The organism is Solirhodobacter sp. (assembly GCF_964715405.1).
This window is the reverse complement of record NZ_CBAICG010000003.1, coordinates 39,902-55,133: the sequence shown is the minus strand read 5'-3', so window position 1 is coordinate 55,133 and position 15,232 is coordinate 39,902. Positions and strand designations below refer to the sequence as shown.

The 15,232-nt window shown below is 68.3% G+C and carries 13 protein-coding genes; 4 read left to right on the top strand and 9 right to left on the bottom strand.

Annotation, left to right across the window (positions count from 1 at the left end; genetic code table 11):
- Positions 1-102 precede the first annotated feature (102 nt).
- Positions 103-1,125 (bottom strand): aspartate-semialdehyde dehydrogenase, encoded by a 1,023-nt coding sequence (locus AC11WY_RS01950; RefSeq protein ID WP_482921984.1) that lies wholly within the window; start codon positions 1,123-1,125, stop codon positions 103-105.
- A gap of 141 nt (positions 1,126-1,266) precedes the next feature.
- On the opposite strand from AC11WY_RS01950, the gene AC11WY_RS01945 reads away from it, so the two are divergent.
- The gene (locus AC11WY_RS01945; RefSeq protein WP_482921982.1) at positions 1,267-2,313 is read left to right on the top strand and encodes a DUF4424 family protein; all 1,047 of its coding nucleotides are present in this window, start codon (positions 1,267-1,269) and stop codon (positions 2,311-2,313) included.
- An 87-nt stretch (positions 2,314-2,400) separates the two neighbouring features.
- Here the strand turns inward: AC11WY_RS01945 and AC11WY_RS01940 are convergent, their stop codons facing one another.
- The 4 genes from AC11WY_RS01940 to AC11WY_RS01925 form a co-directional block, all read right to left on the bottom strand.
- Complete coding sequence (locus AC11WY_RS01940) at positions 2,401-2,988, bottom strand: glycosyltransferase family 29 protein (protein WP_482922151.1); 588 nt, start codon at positions 2,986-2,988, stop codon at positions 2,401-2,403.
- A gap of 44 nt (positions 2,989-3,032) precedes the next feature.
- Complete coding sequence (locus AC11WY_RS01935; protein WP_482921980.1) at positions 3,033-5,063, bottom strand: aminotransferase class III-fold pyridoxal phosphate-dependent enzyme; 2,031 nt, start codon at positions 5,061-5,063, stop codon at positions 3,033-3,035.
- Entirely contained in the window at positions 5,060-5,941 is an 882-nt protein-coding gene (locus AC11WY_RS01930; protein ID WP_482921978.1) for an aldo/keto reductase, read from the bottom strand. The genes AC11WY_RS01935 and AC11WY_RS01930 overlap by 4 nt, the downstream gene beginning before the upstream one ends.
- 64 nt (positions 5,942-6,005) lie before the next feature.
- Positions 6,006-6,722: a phosphatase domain-containing putative toxin gene (locus tag AC11WY_RS01925; protein WP_482921976.1), complete on the bottom strand. Its 717-nt coding sequence runs from the start codon at positions 6,720-6,722 to the stop codon at positions 6,006-6,008.
- A 164-nt stretch (positions 6,723-6,886) separates the two neighbouring features.
- On the opposite strand from AC11WY_RS01925, the gene pseG reads away from it, so the two are divergent.
- Genes pseG through AC11WY_RS01910 form a run of 3 tightly spaced genes read left to right on the top strand, consistent with a single transcriptional unit; the run spans position 6,887 to position 10,962 of the window.
- Complete coding sequence (pseG, locus tag AC11WY_RS01920; RefSeq protein ID WP_482921974.1) at positions 6,887-8,437, top strand: UDP-2,4-diacetamido-2,4,6-trideoxy-beta-L-altropyranose hydrolase; 1,551 nt, start codon at positions 6,887-6,889, stop codon at positions 8,435-8,437.
- A gap of 6 nt (positions 8,438-8,443) precedes the next feature.
- A complete protein-coding gene (pseI, locus tag AC11WY_RS01915; protein ID WP_482921972.1) occupies positions 8,444-9,502 on the top strand; it encodes a pseudaminic acid synthase in 1,059 nt (352 codons plus the stop codon).
- Positions 9,499-10,962 (top strand): capsular polysaccharide export protein, LipB/KpsS family, encoded by a 1,464-nt coding sequence (locus tag AC11WY_RS01910; protein WP_482921970.1) that lies wholly within the window; start codon positions 9,499-9,501, stop codon positions 10,960-10,962. Before pseI ends, AC11WY_RS01910 begins: the two co-directional genes overlap by 4 nt.
- On the opposite strand, the gene AC11WY_RS01905 is transcribed toward AC11WY_RS01910, so the two are convergent.
- The 4 genes from AC11WY_RS01905 to AC11WY_RS01890 all read right to left on the bottom strand — a co-directional run bounded on the left by AC11WY_RS01905 (position 10,959) and on the right by AC11WY_RS01890 (position 15,223).
- Entirely contained in the window at positions 10,959-11,780 is an 822-nt protein-coding gene (locus AC11WY_RS01905; protein WP_482921968.1) for a class I SAM-dependent methyltransferase, read from the bottom strand. The genes AC11WY_RS01910 and AC11WY_RS01905 overlap by 4 nt on opposite strands.
- 19 nt (positions 11,781-11,799) lie before the next feature.
- Positions 11,800-12,948 (bottom strand): UDP-4-amino-4,6-dideoxy-N-acetyl-beta-L-altrosamine transaminase, encoded by a 1,149-nt coding sequence (gene pseC / locus AC11WY_RS01900; protein WP_482921966.1) that lies wholly within the window; start codon positions 12,946-12,948, stop codon positions 11,800-11,802.
- Positions 12,948-13,946 carry a UDP-N-acetylglucosamine 4,6-dehydratase (inverting) gene (pseB, locus tag AC11WY_RS01895; RefSeq protein WP_482921964.1) on the bottom strand — a complete coding sequence of 333 codons (999 nt, stop codon included), beginning with the start codon at positions 13,944-13,946 and terminating at the stop codon, positions 12,948-12,950. The genes pseC and pseB overlap by 1 nt, the downstream gene beginning before the upstream one ends.
- Before the next feature lie 101 nt (positions 13,947-14,047).
- Positions 14,048-15,223 (bottom strand): MFS transporter, encoded by a 1,176-nt coding sequence (locus AC11WY_RS01890; RefSeq protein ID WP_482921962.1) that lies wholly within the window; start codon positions 15,221-15,223, stop codon positions 14,048-14,050.
- Positions 15,224-15,232: the final 9 nt, after the last annotated feature.

Sequence of the window (15,232 nt, the reverse complement as noted above, 5' to 3'; positions counted from 1 at the left end):
CCCGACGTTCGCAAGGGGGCCGGAAGACCCCCGCTTGCGCGGGGGTGACCGTCCGTCAGGCAGGGACGCGGCGCGGAGCCTTGACGGCGCGCCGGGCGGCGGTCAGCCCTTTTTCAAACACCGGTTGCCCAGCACCTCGGCGATCTGCACCGCGTTCAGCGCGGCACCCTTGCGCAGGTTGTCGCTGACGCACCACAGGTTGATGCCGTTGTCGATGGTCGAATCCTGCCGGATGCGGCTGATGTAGGTGGCGTAGTCGCCGACGCATTCGATCGGTGTGATGTAGCCACCGGGTTCGCGCTTGTCGATCACCAGGATGCCCGGCGCCTCGCGCAGGATGTCGCGCGCCTCGGCCTCGTCGAGGTGGTCCCAGAACTCGATGTTGATCGCCTCGGAATGGCCGACGAAGACCGGCACGCGGACGCAGGTCGCGGTGACCTTGATCGACTTGTCGAGGATCTTCTTGGTTTCGGCGACCATCTTCCATTCTTCCTTGGTCTGACCATCCTCAAGGAAGACGTCGATCTGGGGAATCACGTTGAAGGCGATCTGCTTGGGGAACTTCTTCGGCGCGACTTCCTGACCGGGCACATACATGCCCTTGGTCTGGTTCCACAGCTCGTCCATGCCGTCCTTGCCCGCGCCCGAGACGGACTGGTAGGTGCTGACAACCACCCGCTTGATCCGTGCGCGGTCGTGCAGCGGCTTCAGCGCCACCACCATCTGCGCGGTCGAGCAGTTGGGGTTCGCGATGATCATCTTGTTGCGGTACATCTCGACCGCCTCGGGGTTCACTTCCGGCACCACCAGCGGGATCGCCGGGTCGTAGCGGTAGAGCGAGGAGTTGTCGATCACCACGCAGCCCGCGGCGGCGGCGCGCGGGGCGTAGATCTTGGTGGCGTCGGAGCCCACCGCGAACAGCGCGATATCCCAGCCGGTGAAATCGAAGGTGTCGAGATCTCTGGTCTTCAGCGTCCGGTCGCCAAAGCTGATCTCGGTGCCCAGCGATTTTCGCGACGCCAGCGCCGCGATCTCGTCCACCGGAAACTCGCGCTCGGCGAGGATGTTCAGCATTTCGCGGCCCACATTGCCCGTGGCACCCGCGACAACGACCCTGTAACCCATGAAGATATCCTGTTCGGTCTCTTGCGGAAAAGACGTGGCCAGATAGCGCAAACCGCCCAGGGGCGAAAGCGGATTCGTCATTTGCCCCCTCGCCCAAGGCCGGGCGGGTCGCTAAAGTCGCGCCAATCAGGAGGTGCCTTCATGCTGCGCCCATTGCTTGCCACCCTTCTTCTTGCCGCTGCCCCCGTGCTGGCCAATGACGGCTTTGGCGGCCTGACCGCCACCGGTCTGACCTTCGCCCATACCGCGGATGTGGCGATGGAAACGGAAGACCTCTTCATCGGCCCCGACAAGATCAAGGTGGATTACACCTTCCGCAACCTGACCAGCCACGACGTGACCGGCGAGGTGATCTTTCCGCTGCCGCCGATCTCGCTCGCCGATCTGGAAAACGAGGACTGGAACCTGCCCGATCAGCGTGACCAGCCGAACCTGGTGAACTTCACCGCCACGGTCGAGGGCAAGCCGGTTGCGGTGGCAATCGACCGGGTGGCCGTGATCGAGCCGGAGAACCTGTGGGAGCAACCGGCGGCCGCCGCCTACGACACGCCCGGCCGCGATGTCACCGACCGTCTGCGGGCCTACGGCATCCCCCTGTCGCTCGACATGGACAAGCTGAACGCCGCGCTCGCCGCCCTGCCGCCCGCCGCCACCGCGGCGATGATCGCCGAAGGGCTGGTGATCGCCTCGGGAGATACCGGGGCCGGTGACCCGACGGTCTATCCGCTCTGGTCGATCGTGCTGCGCTATCACTGGACGCAGACCTTCCCCGCCGGGGCGGTGCTGCACGTCTCGCACGGGTATGACAACCGGCCACCCGGTGGGTTGTTCGTCTGGCAGGACCCGCCCTACGAGGACTATCAGCAGGACGTCGTCAAGCAGTACTGCATCGATGCCGGAACCTCGCAGGCGATCCTGAAGGCGATTGCGCGCAAGCAGGACGACGGGACCACCGGCTATCTCGGCATGTCGCTCAGGATTTCCTATGTGCTGCGCACCGCGAATTCCTGGGCCGGGTCGATCGGCCGGTTCCGCCTGACGGTGGACAAGGGCAGCCCGCAGAACGTGATCTCGCTGTGCGCGGACGGGGTGAAGAAGACCGGGCCGACCACCTTCACGGTCGACAAGACCGACTATGCGCCGGGAAAAGACCTCGACATCCTGATCGTCCAGCCGCCGCAGCCATAAAGCGAATTGCGTTTATCTTGAATCAGAATTCGCCCCAAGACTTGGGCGAATTCTGATGTCGCCGTATCAGATAAAACGCAATTCGCCCTAGGCGCGGTGCAGCCGGAACCGCGCGTCGGCGGCCAGCAGGTTTTCGACAGCCGTGCGCTCGGCGGCGAAGTCGTGCGGCACCTGCGTGGCCGCGCGGTGGCCCGAAAGCGAAAGCGACTCGAAGAAGTCGAACCCGTAAAGGTCGATCCGGCTGGCCTGCGACCCCGCCAGCAGGTCGATCAGCATCAGGCCCGTCGTCGGCTGCGCGCCAAGCCTGGCCCACAGAGTCCGGATATCGGCCTGCGGATGCAGGTAGAACCGCCGCGAGGCCACCGCCCAGGGCAACCGCTTGCGCTTGTGGCTCATCCACAGCGTCAGGTTCGGGTTCAGGGCGGCAAGGTCGGCCGCGCCCATCCCCACCGCAAGCGCCAGCCAGTCGGTGTGGCTGCCATGCGAGACGGGCGAGGGCATCGGCGCGCGGTTGATGCGGATCACCACGTCATGCGCGTCGATCTCGGCCCCCGCCGTGCCATCGGCCAGCGACCGGGCGTTGCCGACCAGCGCAACGCCGCGCCCGGATACGGCCGCCAGCATCGAAGACCGCGCGATGGACCGGCGGGCCAGCGCGGCCTCGTTCCGAAACATCCGCGCAAGGCGGAAGCGCAGCCAGTCGCGCGCGTAGCCCACCCTCAGTTCAACCGCTTGAAACCGGCGTGGCAGACCGGCCCCTTGAGCAGGTCGCCCACCTTGCGCCCGCCATGTTCGCACTCGGCGATCAGCGCGAAGACGGGGTCGAGGTCGGCGAAGTAGGCCGCGATGATGTCGTCGGTATGGGCGGTGCAGGCGTAGAAGTTGGTGCTGGCCAGCCAGCCCTTGGCCAGCATCTCCTGCGTGACCAGCGTCTTGTATTCCAGCGGAGTCTTGGCCTGGAACGCATAGGTCGACAGGCTCGGCAGCCCGGCGATGGCGATCTTCAGCCCGTGCGCGTCGGCCGTTGCCTGCCAGCCCGCGCGGACCTTGTTGCCGATCGCGGTGATCACGTCCCAGGATTTCACCTCGGCCATCAGGTCCAGCGTCTTCACGGCGGCGCTCGGCCCGATGCGTTCGGTCCAGAAGGTGGAACTGATGAAGCTGGTCTGTGCCGCATCCATCACCGAACGCCGCCCGATCACGGCGGTGATCGCATAGCCGTTGCCCAGCGCCTTGCCGAAGATCGCCATGTCCGGTTCGACGCCGTATTTCTTGTGCAGCCCGCCATAGGTCTCGCGGAAGCCCGAGGTGCATTCGTCGAACACCAGCACGATGTTGCGTGCGGTGGCGATGGCCCGGATTTCCTCAAGGAACCCCGGCGCGGGCCCCGCGTTGCGCGACACTTCCATCTTGATCACGCCGATCGGGTGCTCATCCAGCAGCGCGCGCAGTTGTTCAAGGTTGTTGTACTCGAACGGGTGCACGGTGCCCAGCAGCGCGCGCGGCACCCCGGCGGGGTCGAGACCGGGCAGCAGGTGCCCGTCCAGCCCGCGTTCGTTGCCAAGGTTGGTCGCCAGATACCAGTCGTGCCAGCCGTGATAGCCGCAGATCGCGATCTCGTCGCGCCCGCTGGCGGCGCGGGCGATGCGCACCGCGATGGCGTTCGCCTCGCCGCCCGACCGCGCCAGCCGCACCATGTCCGCCCAGGGGTGCAGTTCGATCAGCTTTTCCGCCAACGCGACCTCTTCGGGGCAGTTCAGCGTGGACATGTTGCCCGCCTGCACCGTGGCGATCACCACCGCATCCACCTCGGGGTGGCTGTAGCCCAGCGTGTTGGTGCCCACCCCCATCAGCGACATGTCGCGGTATTCGGTGCCGTCCAGATCCCAGACCGAACAGCCCTTGGTGCGGCTGAAATAGCTCGGCCACTGTTCCGGCAGGAACATTTCCGACCGTTTCGACAGCAGCATGTTGCCGCCGGGAATGATCTGCTTGGCGCGTTTCCAGAGCTTCTGACCGTTCGACATTGTGGACCCCTCGTTGTTCGGGATGGCGGCGTTGGCCGCGAAAAGCTGTGGCTCGGCCTCGGCCAGCGCCGCAACCTGCTCCCAGCCGAAGTGCAGATCGGGCGCGAAGCGGGCAAAGACGGCGCGCATCACGCCAAGGTCGGCGGCCTCGTCCACCGTCAGGCGCATCGCCGAACGGTCCACCGGGTTCACCACGTTGACGGTGGTGAAGCGGCCCGAGGTGCGCAGGTAGGGCGTGACGTGTTCGTGATCAAAGGCGGCCTGCGTCTCGGCCGCCGCCCGTTCCAGCGCGGCAAGGCTGAACACCTCGGTATCAAGGCCGTCGGGGTAGGTCGGCGGCGCGACGTTGCTGCAATAGTCCACGCCTTCGCGCCGGAAGGCGTCGATCACGGCATCCACCACGGCCGGATCGACCAGCGGGCAATCGCCGGTGATGCGCACGATCACATCGGCCCCGGCCCCCCGCGCCGCCAGCAGGAAGCGGCCCAGCACATCGGCCTCGCTGCCGCGGAAGCAGCGGTAGCCCAGCCCTTCGACGCAGGCCGCCAGCCGGTCGTTGCGCGGGTCGGTGGAGGTGGCGATCACGATCTCGTCCACCCGTTCGGCGCGCGCCAGCCGCGCCAGCAGCACCGCGATCAGCGGCTGGTCGGCAAGCTCACGCATCACCTTGCCCGGCAGACGGGTGGAGCCCATGCGGGCCTGCACGATGGCGACGGTTTTCACAGGCTGCTCCACGTCGAGGGGTCGATAAGCCGTTGGTCGAAGTCGTTGGGCCAATCGGGCAGCGAGGTCAAGGGCGCATCCGGCACTCCGGCAACCGCCCGCAACTCGGCCGCGCTGTTCACACCCACCACGATGCGGTCGATCTGCGGATGCTGCGCGACAAAGCGCAGGCAGGCGTCAAGCGGCGCCAGACCGGTGGCCGCAAGCCAGGCGTCCCACGCCGCCCAGACGGCGGGCATCTGGCGGAACTTTTCCGGCCGGGCGGCGGGCGCGAACAGCAGCAACCCCTGCAGAAAGGCCGAGCGGACGTGAAGTTCCACCCCTGCCGCCGCCAGCCGGTCGGCCCAGCCCGAGGCGACCAACCGCCGGTCGAGGATGTTGAACGGCGCCTGCACGATCTGCGGCATCAGCACTTCGGTGAAGGCCGCCAGCCGGTCGGGGGCGTAGATCGACAGGCCTATCCTGTCCACCAGCCCCAGCGCCTGCGCCTCCAGCACCGCATCGCGGATCGCGGGGCCGCGCGGCGAGCAGAGTTGTTCGGGCTCGTGCAGCAAGAGGCCGTGCAGCCGGGGCAGACCCAGCCGCGCCAGGCTGTGCCGCACCCCGCCAAGGATGAAGCCGCGCACATCGGTCACGTCGTCGGGCAGCTTTGGCACCTTCGAGATGACGCGGAACCCTGCCGTCCCGATGCGGCCCAGCACCGCCTCGCTCTCGCCATAGGCGGGGGCGGTGTCCAGCGTGTCGATGCCGCTGGCGCGCGCAAGGCCGAGGATGCGGCCCACCTCACCCTTGTCCGGGCGGCCGAGGTCGTTCGAGACGCCGTAGGCCAGCCCGAATTGCACGGTTCCAAGCGCGAGGCGCTGCGTCAACCCGGTCACGGTTCCCTCCGGCAGTTCAGCGTGAACAAATACACCATCGCCATCGAACGCAAGGCCAACCGGATCAGGCGGCCCCGCGCCCGAACAATCCGCGCCGGGCGCGCGTCTCGGCGTAGCCGACCGAAGCCGCGCCGTTGTCATATTCGCGCGCGATCCAATCGGCGAAGGCAATCGGCCCCTGCTTCAGTCGCGCCTCGTAGAGGTCGAGCACATGGTCAAGGATGCCGGTCTTGCTGGCGCGGAAATGCAGAAAGCGCGGGCTGAGTTGCTTGCGCGCCTCCTCCAGCGAGGCGCCGCGGTAGTGCAGCAGGTAGATCGCACTTGCCAGCCCGGCGCGGTCGGCGCCCGATTTGCAATGCATCAGCACCGGCTTTTCCACCGCGCCCAGCACCCGGATCAGCTCCAGCAGCGTCTTGGCTTCGGGCGCGCTGCGGGCCGACATCGGCACATCGACCAGCACCATGCCCAGCTTGGCGCAGCTTTCCTCCTCGAATCGGTGGTGCGAGAGGGTCAACCCGCCGCGCAGGTTCAGGATCGTCTTGAACCCCTCGGCGGCAAGGTCCGACAGCCGCTCATGCGCCGGGTGGTTGGACCGGAACACCCCCGGCGCGACCTCGGCGTGGTTGGTCCAGAAGGTGCGCAGGATGCCGTGATCGAGCCAGTTGACGTAAAAGGCGGACCGCTTGCGTTCCGCCGGGTCGGCGATGTCGTGGCTGTAGCGGGCATGGAACGACCGTTCCCAGTCGTGCAGCCGCTGCCAAAGTCGAGCGATCATCGTCATCGGTGCCAGTATCCTCCGCAATCCGGGTCAGATGGACCATGATCACCCATTTTGCAATGCTTGCCGGGCGGGCAAGTGCCTTCCCTTACGGCGCGATTTGCCCGATACCGGGGCAAAGCCCCGCAAGGAAAGCCGATGCCGCATCCGTTCCCCCATGGCCGCCCATGCGGCTGCTGATCCGCGTTGACGGCTCGCCCCGGATCGGTGGCGGCCACGTCATGCGCTGCCTGACGCTGGCCGAAGCGGCGCGCGGGCGGGGCCACGAGGCCGCTTTCGTGACGGTTGCGGCGCCCGCGGGCGACATGGTGCCCCGCCTTCGCGCTGCCGGGTTTGCGGTGACGGCGCTGCCCGCGTGGGAGGTTTGGCCCGACGACCCGGAGGGGCCGCCACACCGGCACTTCCTCTCGCTGCCGTGGCAAGAGGACGCGCGGCTGACGGCGGAGGCTTGCTCCGCGATGGCGCCCGACTGGCTGATCTGGGATCACTACGGGCTGGACGCGCGCTGGGTGAACGTGGTGCGCGCGGCGGGGCCGGGGGCGATGCGCGTGCTGGCGCTTGACGATCTGGACGACCGGCCGCTGGGGTCGGACCTGCTGCTGGATCAGACGCGGCTGACGCCCGTCACCCAGCGCTTTCCGGCGCTGGCGGCGCTGACCGGCCCGGGCTTCGCGCTGCTGCGGCCGGAGTTCGCGGCGCTTCGCCCGGCGGCGCTGGCGCGGCGCGGCGGGCCGGTGCGGCAGGTGCTGGTGGCGCCGGGGATGGCGGATTCGGCGGGCCTGGCCCCGCTGGCGCTGCACGCGCTGGCGGACTTTCCCGACCTGTCGGCCGAGGTGGTGATGGGTTCGGCCAGCCAGAGCGTGGCCGAAGTCGCGGCGCTGGTGGCCGCCAACCCGCGCTGGCACCTGACGCTCGACGCGGGCGACATGGCCGCGCGGATGGCGGCGGCCGACCTCTGCATCGGCGCGGGCGGCATGACGACCTGGGAACGCTGCTGCCTGGGCCTGCCAACGGTGCTGGTGGCGGTGGCCGAGAACCAGCGCGGGACAGCGGAAGCGCTGACCGAAACCGGGGCGGCGGTGACGCTGGACCTGGACGCGGCGCGGCAACCGGGGCGGCTGAGCATCCCCATCGCGGCCGCGCGGGCCGCGGCGACAGGGCTGACCACCCGCGCCGCCGCGCTGGTCGACGGGCAGGGTGCCGCGCGGGTGCTGGACGTGCTGGAGGGGCATCTGCGCCCCATCACGCCCGATGATGCGCAGCTTCTCTTCGACTGGCGCAACGGCCCGCTGATCCGCGCCATGAGCCTGACACCGGAGCCGCTGGAGTGGTCGACCCACCTTGCCTGGGTGGAGCAGGGCGCGACGCGCGAGGACGGGCTGTGGTGCATCTACACCGAAGGCGGGCGCGATCTTGGCCACGTCAACGCCCGGTGCGCGGGGCGGGTGTGGAACTGGGGCTTCTACATCGGCGCCGAGGATGCGCCAAAAGGCACCGGGCGCCGGATGTTGGCGGCCTTCCTGCGCACGCTGCTGGCGCGCGACGATTTCGACCGGCTGGAGGCGGTGGTGAAATGCGGCAACGTGGCGTCGGAGGCACTGCACCGGGGCTTCGGCTTCCGCGAGGGGGCCTCGGCCAACCCCGATCTTCTTGCCTTCACCCTGTCCAGATGCGATTTAGCGCGAAGATACGCATTCACCGACACGACCGAAGGATAGCGGCGCATGTCAGACCCCTACGCGATCGCCGGGCGTCCGATCGGGACCGGACATTCGCCCTACATCATCGCCGAGCTTTCCGGGAACCATAACGGCGATCTGGGCCGCGCGCTGGCCTTGGTGGATGCCGCGGCGGCTTCAGGCGCGGATGCGGTGAAGTTGCAGACCTACACCGCCGACACCATCACCATCGACTGCGACCGCCCCGAGTTCCGCATTCACGGCGGGCTGTGGGACGGGCGCAGCCTGCACGAGCTTTACCGCGAGGCTTCGACCCCCTGGGCCTGGCATACCGCGCTGTTCGCGCGCGCGCGGGGGCATGGCCTGCACTGCTTCTCCTCGCCCTTCGACCCGACGGCGGTCGATTTCCTCGCCGCGCTTGACGCGCCCGCCTACAAGATCGCCTCGTTCGAGCTGGTCGATACGCCCCTGATCCGCAAGGTCGCCGCGCAGGGGCGGCCGATGATCATGTCGACCGGAGTCGCCAACTGGGGCGAGATCGAGGAGGCGTTGCGTGCCGCCCGCGACGGCGGCGCCACCCAGATCGCGCTGTTGCACTGCATCTCGGCCTATCCCGCGAAACCCGAGGAGATGCGGCTGGGCACCATCGCCACGCTGGCCGATGCCTTCGGCGTGCCGATCGGACTGTCGGACCACACGCGCGGGTCAGCCGTTTCGGTGGCGGCGATCGCGCGGGGCGCGGTGATCATCGAAAAGCACCTGACGCTCGCCCGCGCCGATGGCGGGCCGGATGCCGAATTCTCGCTGGAACCGGACGAGTTCACGCAGTTGGTGGCCGACTGCCGGATGGCCCATGCCGCGCTGGGCGGGCCGAAGCACGACCGCCGGGGGGTGGGCGGCGCCAACGCGCAGTTCCGCCGGTCCTTGTATGTCGTGGCCGATGTGAAGGCCGGCGAGCGGCTGACCGGGGCCAACCTGCGCTCGATCCGCCCCGGCCTTGGCCTGGCGCCCAAACACCTGCCCGAGGTGCTGGGCCGCCTTGCCGCGCGCGACCTGAAACGCGGCGAGCCGCTGGACTGGTCGATGCTGGGGCCAGCCGAATGACGATGCGGCTGATGGTTCTCTCGACCGCGAAGAACACCGACTCGGTGCTGGAGGCGTTGCGGAAGATCGCGGGCGACGATGTCGTGATCGCGCTGCACGTCGGCGACACGACCGCCGATTTCAAAGCCTCGACCCTGTCGCGGGTGAACGCGCGCGAGGGCACCAAGGGCCACCTGATGGCCGATACCGCCTACCGCGGCGCGGCGCGTGCGCTGGAAGACCGGCCCGACTACCTTGAGCTGCGCGACGAGTTCGAGGAACACATGATGCGCACGGCGGACAGCTACCGCTACAAGTCGCACCCGCTGCAATGGCCGCACGAGTTCCATGATTACTATCGCATCCTGTGCGACGTGATCGCGGCGCGGCTGATCGACGAGAAGATCACCCATTGCCTGTTCTTCAACGTGCCGCACCTGAGCTATGACACGGTGCTGTTTCAGGTCGCGGAATCGCTCGGCATTCCCTCGATCATCGTCAGCCAGTCGCTGTTCCCCGACCTCTTCTTCTCGATGCGGCATCAACGCGATCTTGGCGCCTTCGACCCCGCCGGATCAGACGCCCCGCGCTGGCCGATCGCGCAGGGCAAGCCCGCCGAGCTGTTCTACATGAAGGGCATCAAGCAGGAACGCGAGGACGGCGGCCGGATCACCCCCGCCGCGATCCTGAACCTGGTCACCTTCCTGGCCCTGAAGCGGCCGCTGCAGGCGTTCAACCCGGTCTACATCATCGGCCTGCTGCGCCGGATGCGGGCGATCTACGGCGCGTTTCCGAAGTGGCGCGACCCCTTCGCGCGGTTCTTCCACGAGGACGAACTGGCCTATTTCGACCACATCGCCGGGTTCGAGGACACCCCCGTCGATCTGGAGGGCGATTTCGTCTATGTCGCCCTGCAACTGCAACCCGAGATGACCACCAGCGCCCTGGGCGGCGCGTTCCGCGATCAGGCGCTGGCGATCGAGCGGCTGGCCGCGATGCTGCCCCCCGGCGTGCGCATTCTGGTGAAGGAAAACCCCAAGCAGGGCGCCTACATGCGCGGCCCGCTGTTCTTTCACCGGCTGAAACGCATCCCCGCCGTCACCTTCCTGCCGTCCTGGGCCAACACCCACGCGCTGACCGAACGGGCGTTGTTCGTGGCCACCATCACCGGCACCGTGGGCTGGGAGGCGATCTGCCGCGGCAAGACGGCGCTGGTGTTCGGCAAGGCCTGGTATCGGCGTCTGCCCGGCGTGGTGGAGTATTCCGACGAACTGACCTGGGACCGGCTGGTGGCGACCAAACCCGACCACGCCGCGCTGGAGGCCGCCACCGGCGCCTTGGCGGCGCGGATGCACAAGGGCGTGGTTGACAGGCACTACACCCAGCTCGTGCCGGGCTATGACGCCGCCGCGAACGACGCGAAGGTGGCGAAGACCCTGCTGGCCTTGCTGCGGGGCGAGGAAGCGGTGACGTTCGGCTAACCCGCCACGTCCACCACCACCACGCCCGACTTGTTCAGCGGGTTGGCGAGGATCTCCAGCGGCCAGGACTGCGCGACGGTCAGGCCCGCCCGCGCGATCTCGGGCAGCAGGGTGCGCAACTGGTCGGCGACGATGGCGTAGATCTTCTGCGCCGGGTTGCCGAACTCGAACACCGGCTCCACGAACACGATCCGCCCGCGCGTGACCCGCGCCATCGCGCGCACCGCCGCGCCGACGTCGTAGGGAATCTGCTCCAGGCAGTGCATGGAAAACACCAGATCGACGCTGCGGTCGGGGATGGTGGCAAGCTCGGTGGCGCTGTCGACGTGCAGATCAATGCCCGCGATCCGGTCGCCCCAGAACCCCCGGCTGACCTCCAGTCGCTTGGGCGAGATGTCGATGCCCGACAGCTCCACCTTGTCGCCGAACGCCTCGGCCAGCAGCGCCATGTTGATGCAGTTGCCGGCGCCGACCTCCAGCACCTGCACCTTGCGATCCGGGTGTGCCGCGATCAGCCGCTCGACCTCGGCCTTCACCGGGGCGATGTAGCCCGCGCGGATGCGGGTGAAGGGCACCAGTTGGATCTTGCCGTCGCAGGTCGTGTACTGCTGCCCGGTCAGGTACATCTGCTGTTCCCAGGCGTCATAGGTTTCGTAGTCGTCGCGGCTGGCGGTGGTGTGCCGCCGCACCTCCTGCCCGCGCTTCAGCTTCTTGCGCAGGCGGCGCAGTTGCGACCACGACTTGACCCAGAAGAACACCGAGGCCGGAATGGCGGGCTGCATCCGGTAGCTGAGGGTCGCGCGCTTGTTGGGCTTCATCGGGGCGGTCCCTCCGGGGTCAGCGCGGGGCGGTCGCTTCGGCCACTGCGGCCACCACGCGATCCTGATCGGCCTCGGTCAGGCCGGAATAGAGCGGCAGGCTGATCGCGCGGCGGTAGTAGTGCTCGGCCACCGGGAAATCGCCCCAGCCAAAGCCGCGGGCCTGCCAGAACGGCTGGGTGTGGACCGGGATGTAATGCACGTTCACGCCGATTCCGGCGGCGCGCAGTTCGGGGAAGACGCGGTCGCGGTGGTCGACCTGCACCGGGTAGAGGTGCAGCGCGGAATGGCTGTCGGGCGATTGCACCGGCAGCGTCACCGGCAGGTCGGCCAGCAGCATGTCGTAGCGGCGGGCGAGCGCGTGGCGGCGGGCGATGAACACCTCAAGCCGGGTCAGTTGCGACATGCCCAGCGCCGCCTGCATATCGGTCATACGGTAGTTGTAGCCCAGCGCTACCTGCTCGTAATACCAGCCGCCCGGCACCGTTTCGGCCTGCATCAGGCCGGGTTCGCGGGTGACGCCGTGCGAGCGGAAAAGCTGCATCCTCGACGCAAGGCCGGGGTCGTTGGTGGTGGCCAGCCCGCCCTCGGCCGTGGTGATGATCTTGACCGGGTGGAACGAGAACACCGCGATGTCGGAATGCGCGCAGTCGCCCACGGGGCGGTTGCGGTAGCTGGCCCCGATCGCATGGCTGGCATCCTCGATCACCCGCGCGCCATACTGGCGCGCCAAGGCGCCGATCGCCGCCATGTCGGCGCTTTGCCCGGCGAAGTGCACCGGCACGATCACCTTGGGCAGCGTGCCATCGCGTTCCGCCGCCGCCAGCTTGGCCGCCAGCGCCACCGGGGACATGTTGTAGGTTTCCGCGTCGATGTCGACGAAATCGACGCTCGCCCCGCAGTAAAGCCCGACATTGGCCGAGGCGACGAAGGTGTTCGGCACCGTCCAGAGCCGGTCGCCGGGCCCGAGGTCCAGCGCCAGGCAGGCGATGTGCAAGGCCGAGGTGGCCGAATTCGCGGCAACGCCATAAGCCGCCCCCGCCACGGCGCAGATCGCCGCCTCGAAGGCGGGCACGGCGGGGCCCTGGGTCAGGAAGTCCGACCGCAGCACCGCCTCGACCGCGGTGATGTCGTCCTCCGAGATGTCCTGGCGGCCATAGGGGATCATCAGAACTGTCCGATCTTCTCGGCGTTGGCGGCCATCCAGGCCTGCAATGCCTCGATCGTCATCCACTCGGCATTGTTGTCCGACGAATAGGCGAAATCTTCCGCCACCGGGCGGCCCTCGCCGATCCGCGCCGGGTCTTTCGACCAGTTGTGGATGGCCGGGATGATCTTGAAGAATTCGTCGTATTCATAGGTGTGCGGCGCATCCTCGACGCCGATCATCTGCTCGTGCAGCTTTTCGCCCGGCCGGATGCCGACGGTTTCCTGCATCGCCTCGGGCACCACCGCGCGGGCGATGTCGACGATGTTCATCGACGGAATCTTCTTCACATAGATCTCGCCGCCCACCATGTCGTCGAAGGCGCGCCAGACCAGATCCACCCCCTGTTCCAGCGAGATCATGAAGCGGGTCATGCGCGGATCGGTGATCGGCACCACGCCACGCTCGCGGATCGACAGGAAGAACGGGATCACCGACCCGCGCGAGCCCATCACGTTGCCGTAGCGCACCACCGAAAACCGGCACTTGCCGGCGCCGGAGTAGGAGTTGCCCGCCACGAACAGCTTGTCGGAGGCCAGCTTGGTCGCGCCGTAGAGGTTGACCGGGGCCGAGGCCTTGTCGGTCGACAGCGCGACGCAACGCTTCACGCCCTTGTCGATGCAGGCGTCGATCACGTTCATCGCGCCGTTGATGTTGGTCTTGACGCATTCGAACGGGTTGTATTCGGCGGTCGGCACGATCTTGGTCGCCGCCGCGTGAACGACGTAATCCACCCCGTCCATCGCGCGATAGAGCCGGTCACGGTCGCGCACGTCGCCGATGAAGAACCGCACCTCGGGCAGGTCGCCGTACAGCTTGGCCATCTCCCACTGCTTCATCTCGTCGCGCGAATAGATGATGATGCGGCGCGGTTTGTATTTGGCCAGCGTCATCGGCACGAAGCGCGATCCGAACGAGCCCGTTCCGCCGGTGACGAGGATGGTTGATCCGGTCAGCATGTCGCGCCCTCTTCGTCAGCCCTCAGCGCCGCCCGGAACCCTGCCCGCCGCGGTCGGTTCTCCGTAAACCCGGACGCTGCGGTTGTCCACTGGGGCGGGTGTCAGTCCGCCCGGTCGGCGCTGAAGGCGTAAAGCGCCAGCGCGGCGGCCAGAAGCGCCGCGAAGAACAGGAAGATCGCGGCGAAGGGGGCGGCGGGCGGCACGTCCCCGACTGCGGCGTGGATGCGCCCGGTCACCACCTGCAGCAGTCCGGTGCCGCCGATCCCCACCATCGTCAGCAGCGCCACCCCGCGCCCCACGAGGTGTTGCGGCAGAAAGATGCGGCCATGCGCCATCACCGCCGGATAGGCCGCCCCGGCGAACCCCAACGCGGCCAGCAGAAGCGTTGCGGTCCAGCGCCCCGCCTCGGGCGCGAGCCCAAGGCTCACCAGCGCCGCCAGCGCCAGCAGGTTGCCGCCGAACACCCCCCATTTGCGCGACCCCGTGATGCGGTCGAGGCTGCCATAGACAAAGCTGCCCGCCGCCATCGCCACGCCCATCAGCAGGCTGGTGCGGCCGATCCCGGCCGCATTCAGCCCGTAGACGCCCGCCATGTAGGGCCCGACCCACAGCCCGTTCACGTCGGCAGCCGGGGCATAGCCCGCCACCATCATCGGCGCCACCAGCCAGAGCCGCCGGTCGCGCAGCAGGTCGGTCACCGCGCCGCGGGTGGCGTGGCCCGACACCCGTTCCGGGTCGCGGATGAACCGGGCCAGCGCCGCCGCCACCGCCAGCGTGACCAGCGCCGCGCCCGCCAGTGTCGCCCGCCAGCCGAGCGCCGTCATTGCCCAGGCCAGCGGCAGCGTGCTGGCGATGTTGCCCAGCGAGCCGAAGCCCAGCGTCGCGCCCGCCAGCGTGCCGAACAGCGCGGGGCGGAAGCTGCGGGCGTAGATGTAGTAGGCCGCCACCATCACCGGCGCGCAGCCGATCCCGATCAGGATCATCGCCACCGAAACCGCGCCCGGCCCCTGCGCCGTGGCGAAGACCAGCGCCCCGCCGCCGCCGCAGATACCCAGCGGCAGCGCCGCCGTCAGCCGTGGCCCGACCCGGTCCAGCGCCCAGCCGACCGGGATCTGCGTCAGCGCGAAGGCGAGGAACCACAGGCCCGAGGCGCGGGCGAGGTTTTCCGGCGTGGCGCCGATGTCATGCGCCAGCACCGGCGACATCACGGCCAGGCAGGCGCGGTAGAACTGGCTGAGCATGTAGGCCAGCACCAGAAACGCGATCCCTGTGCGCATGTGGTCCCC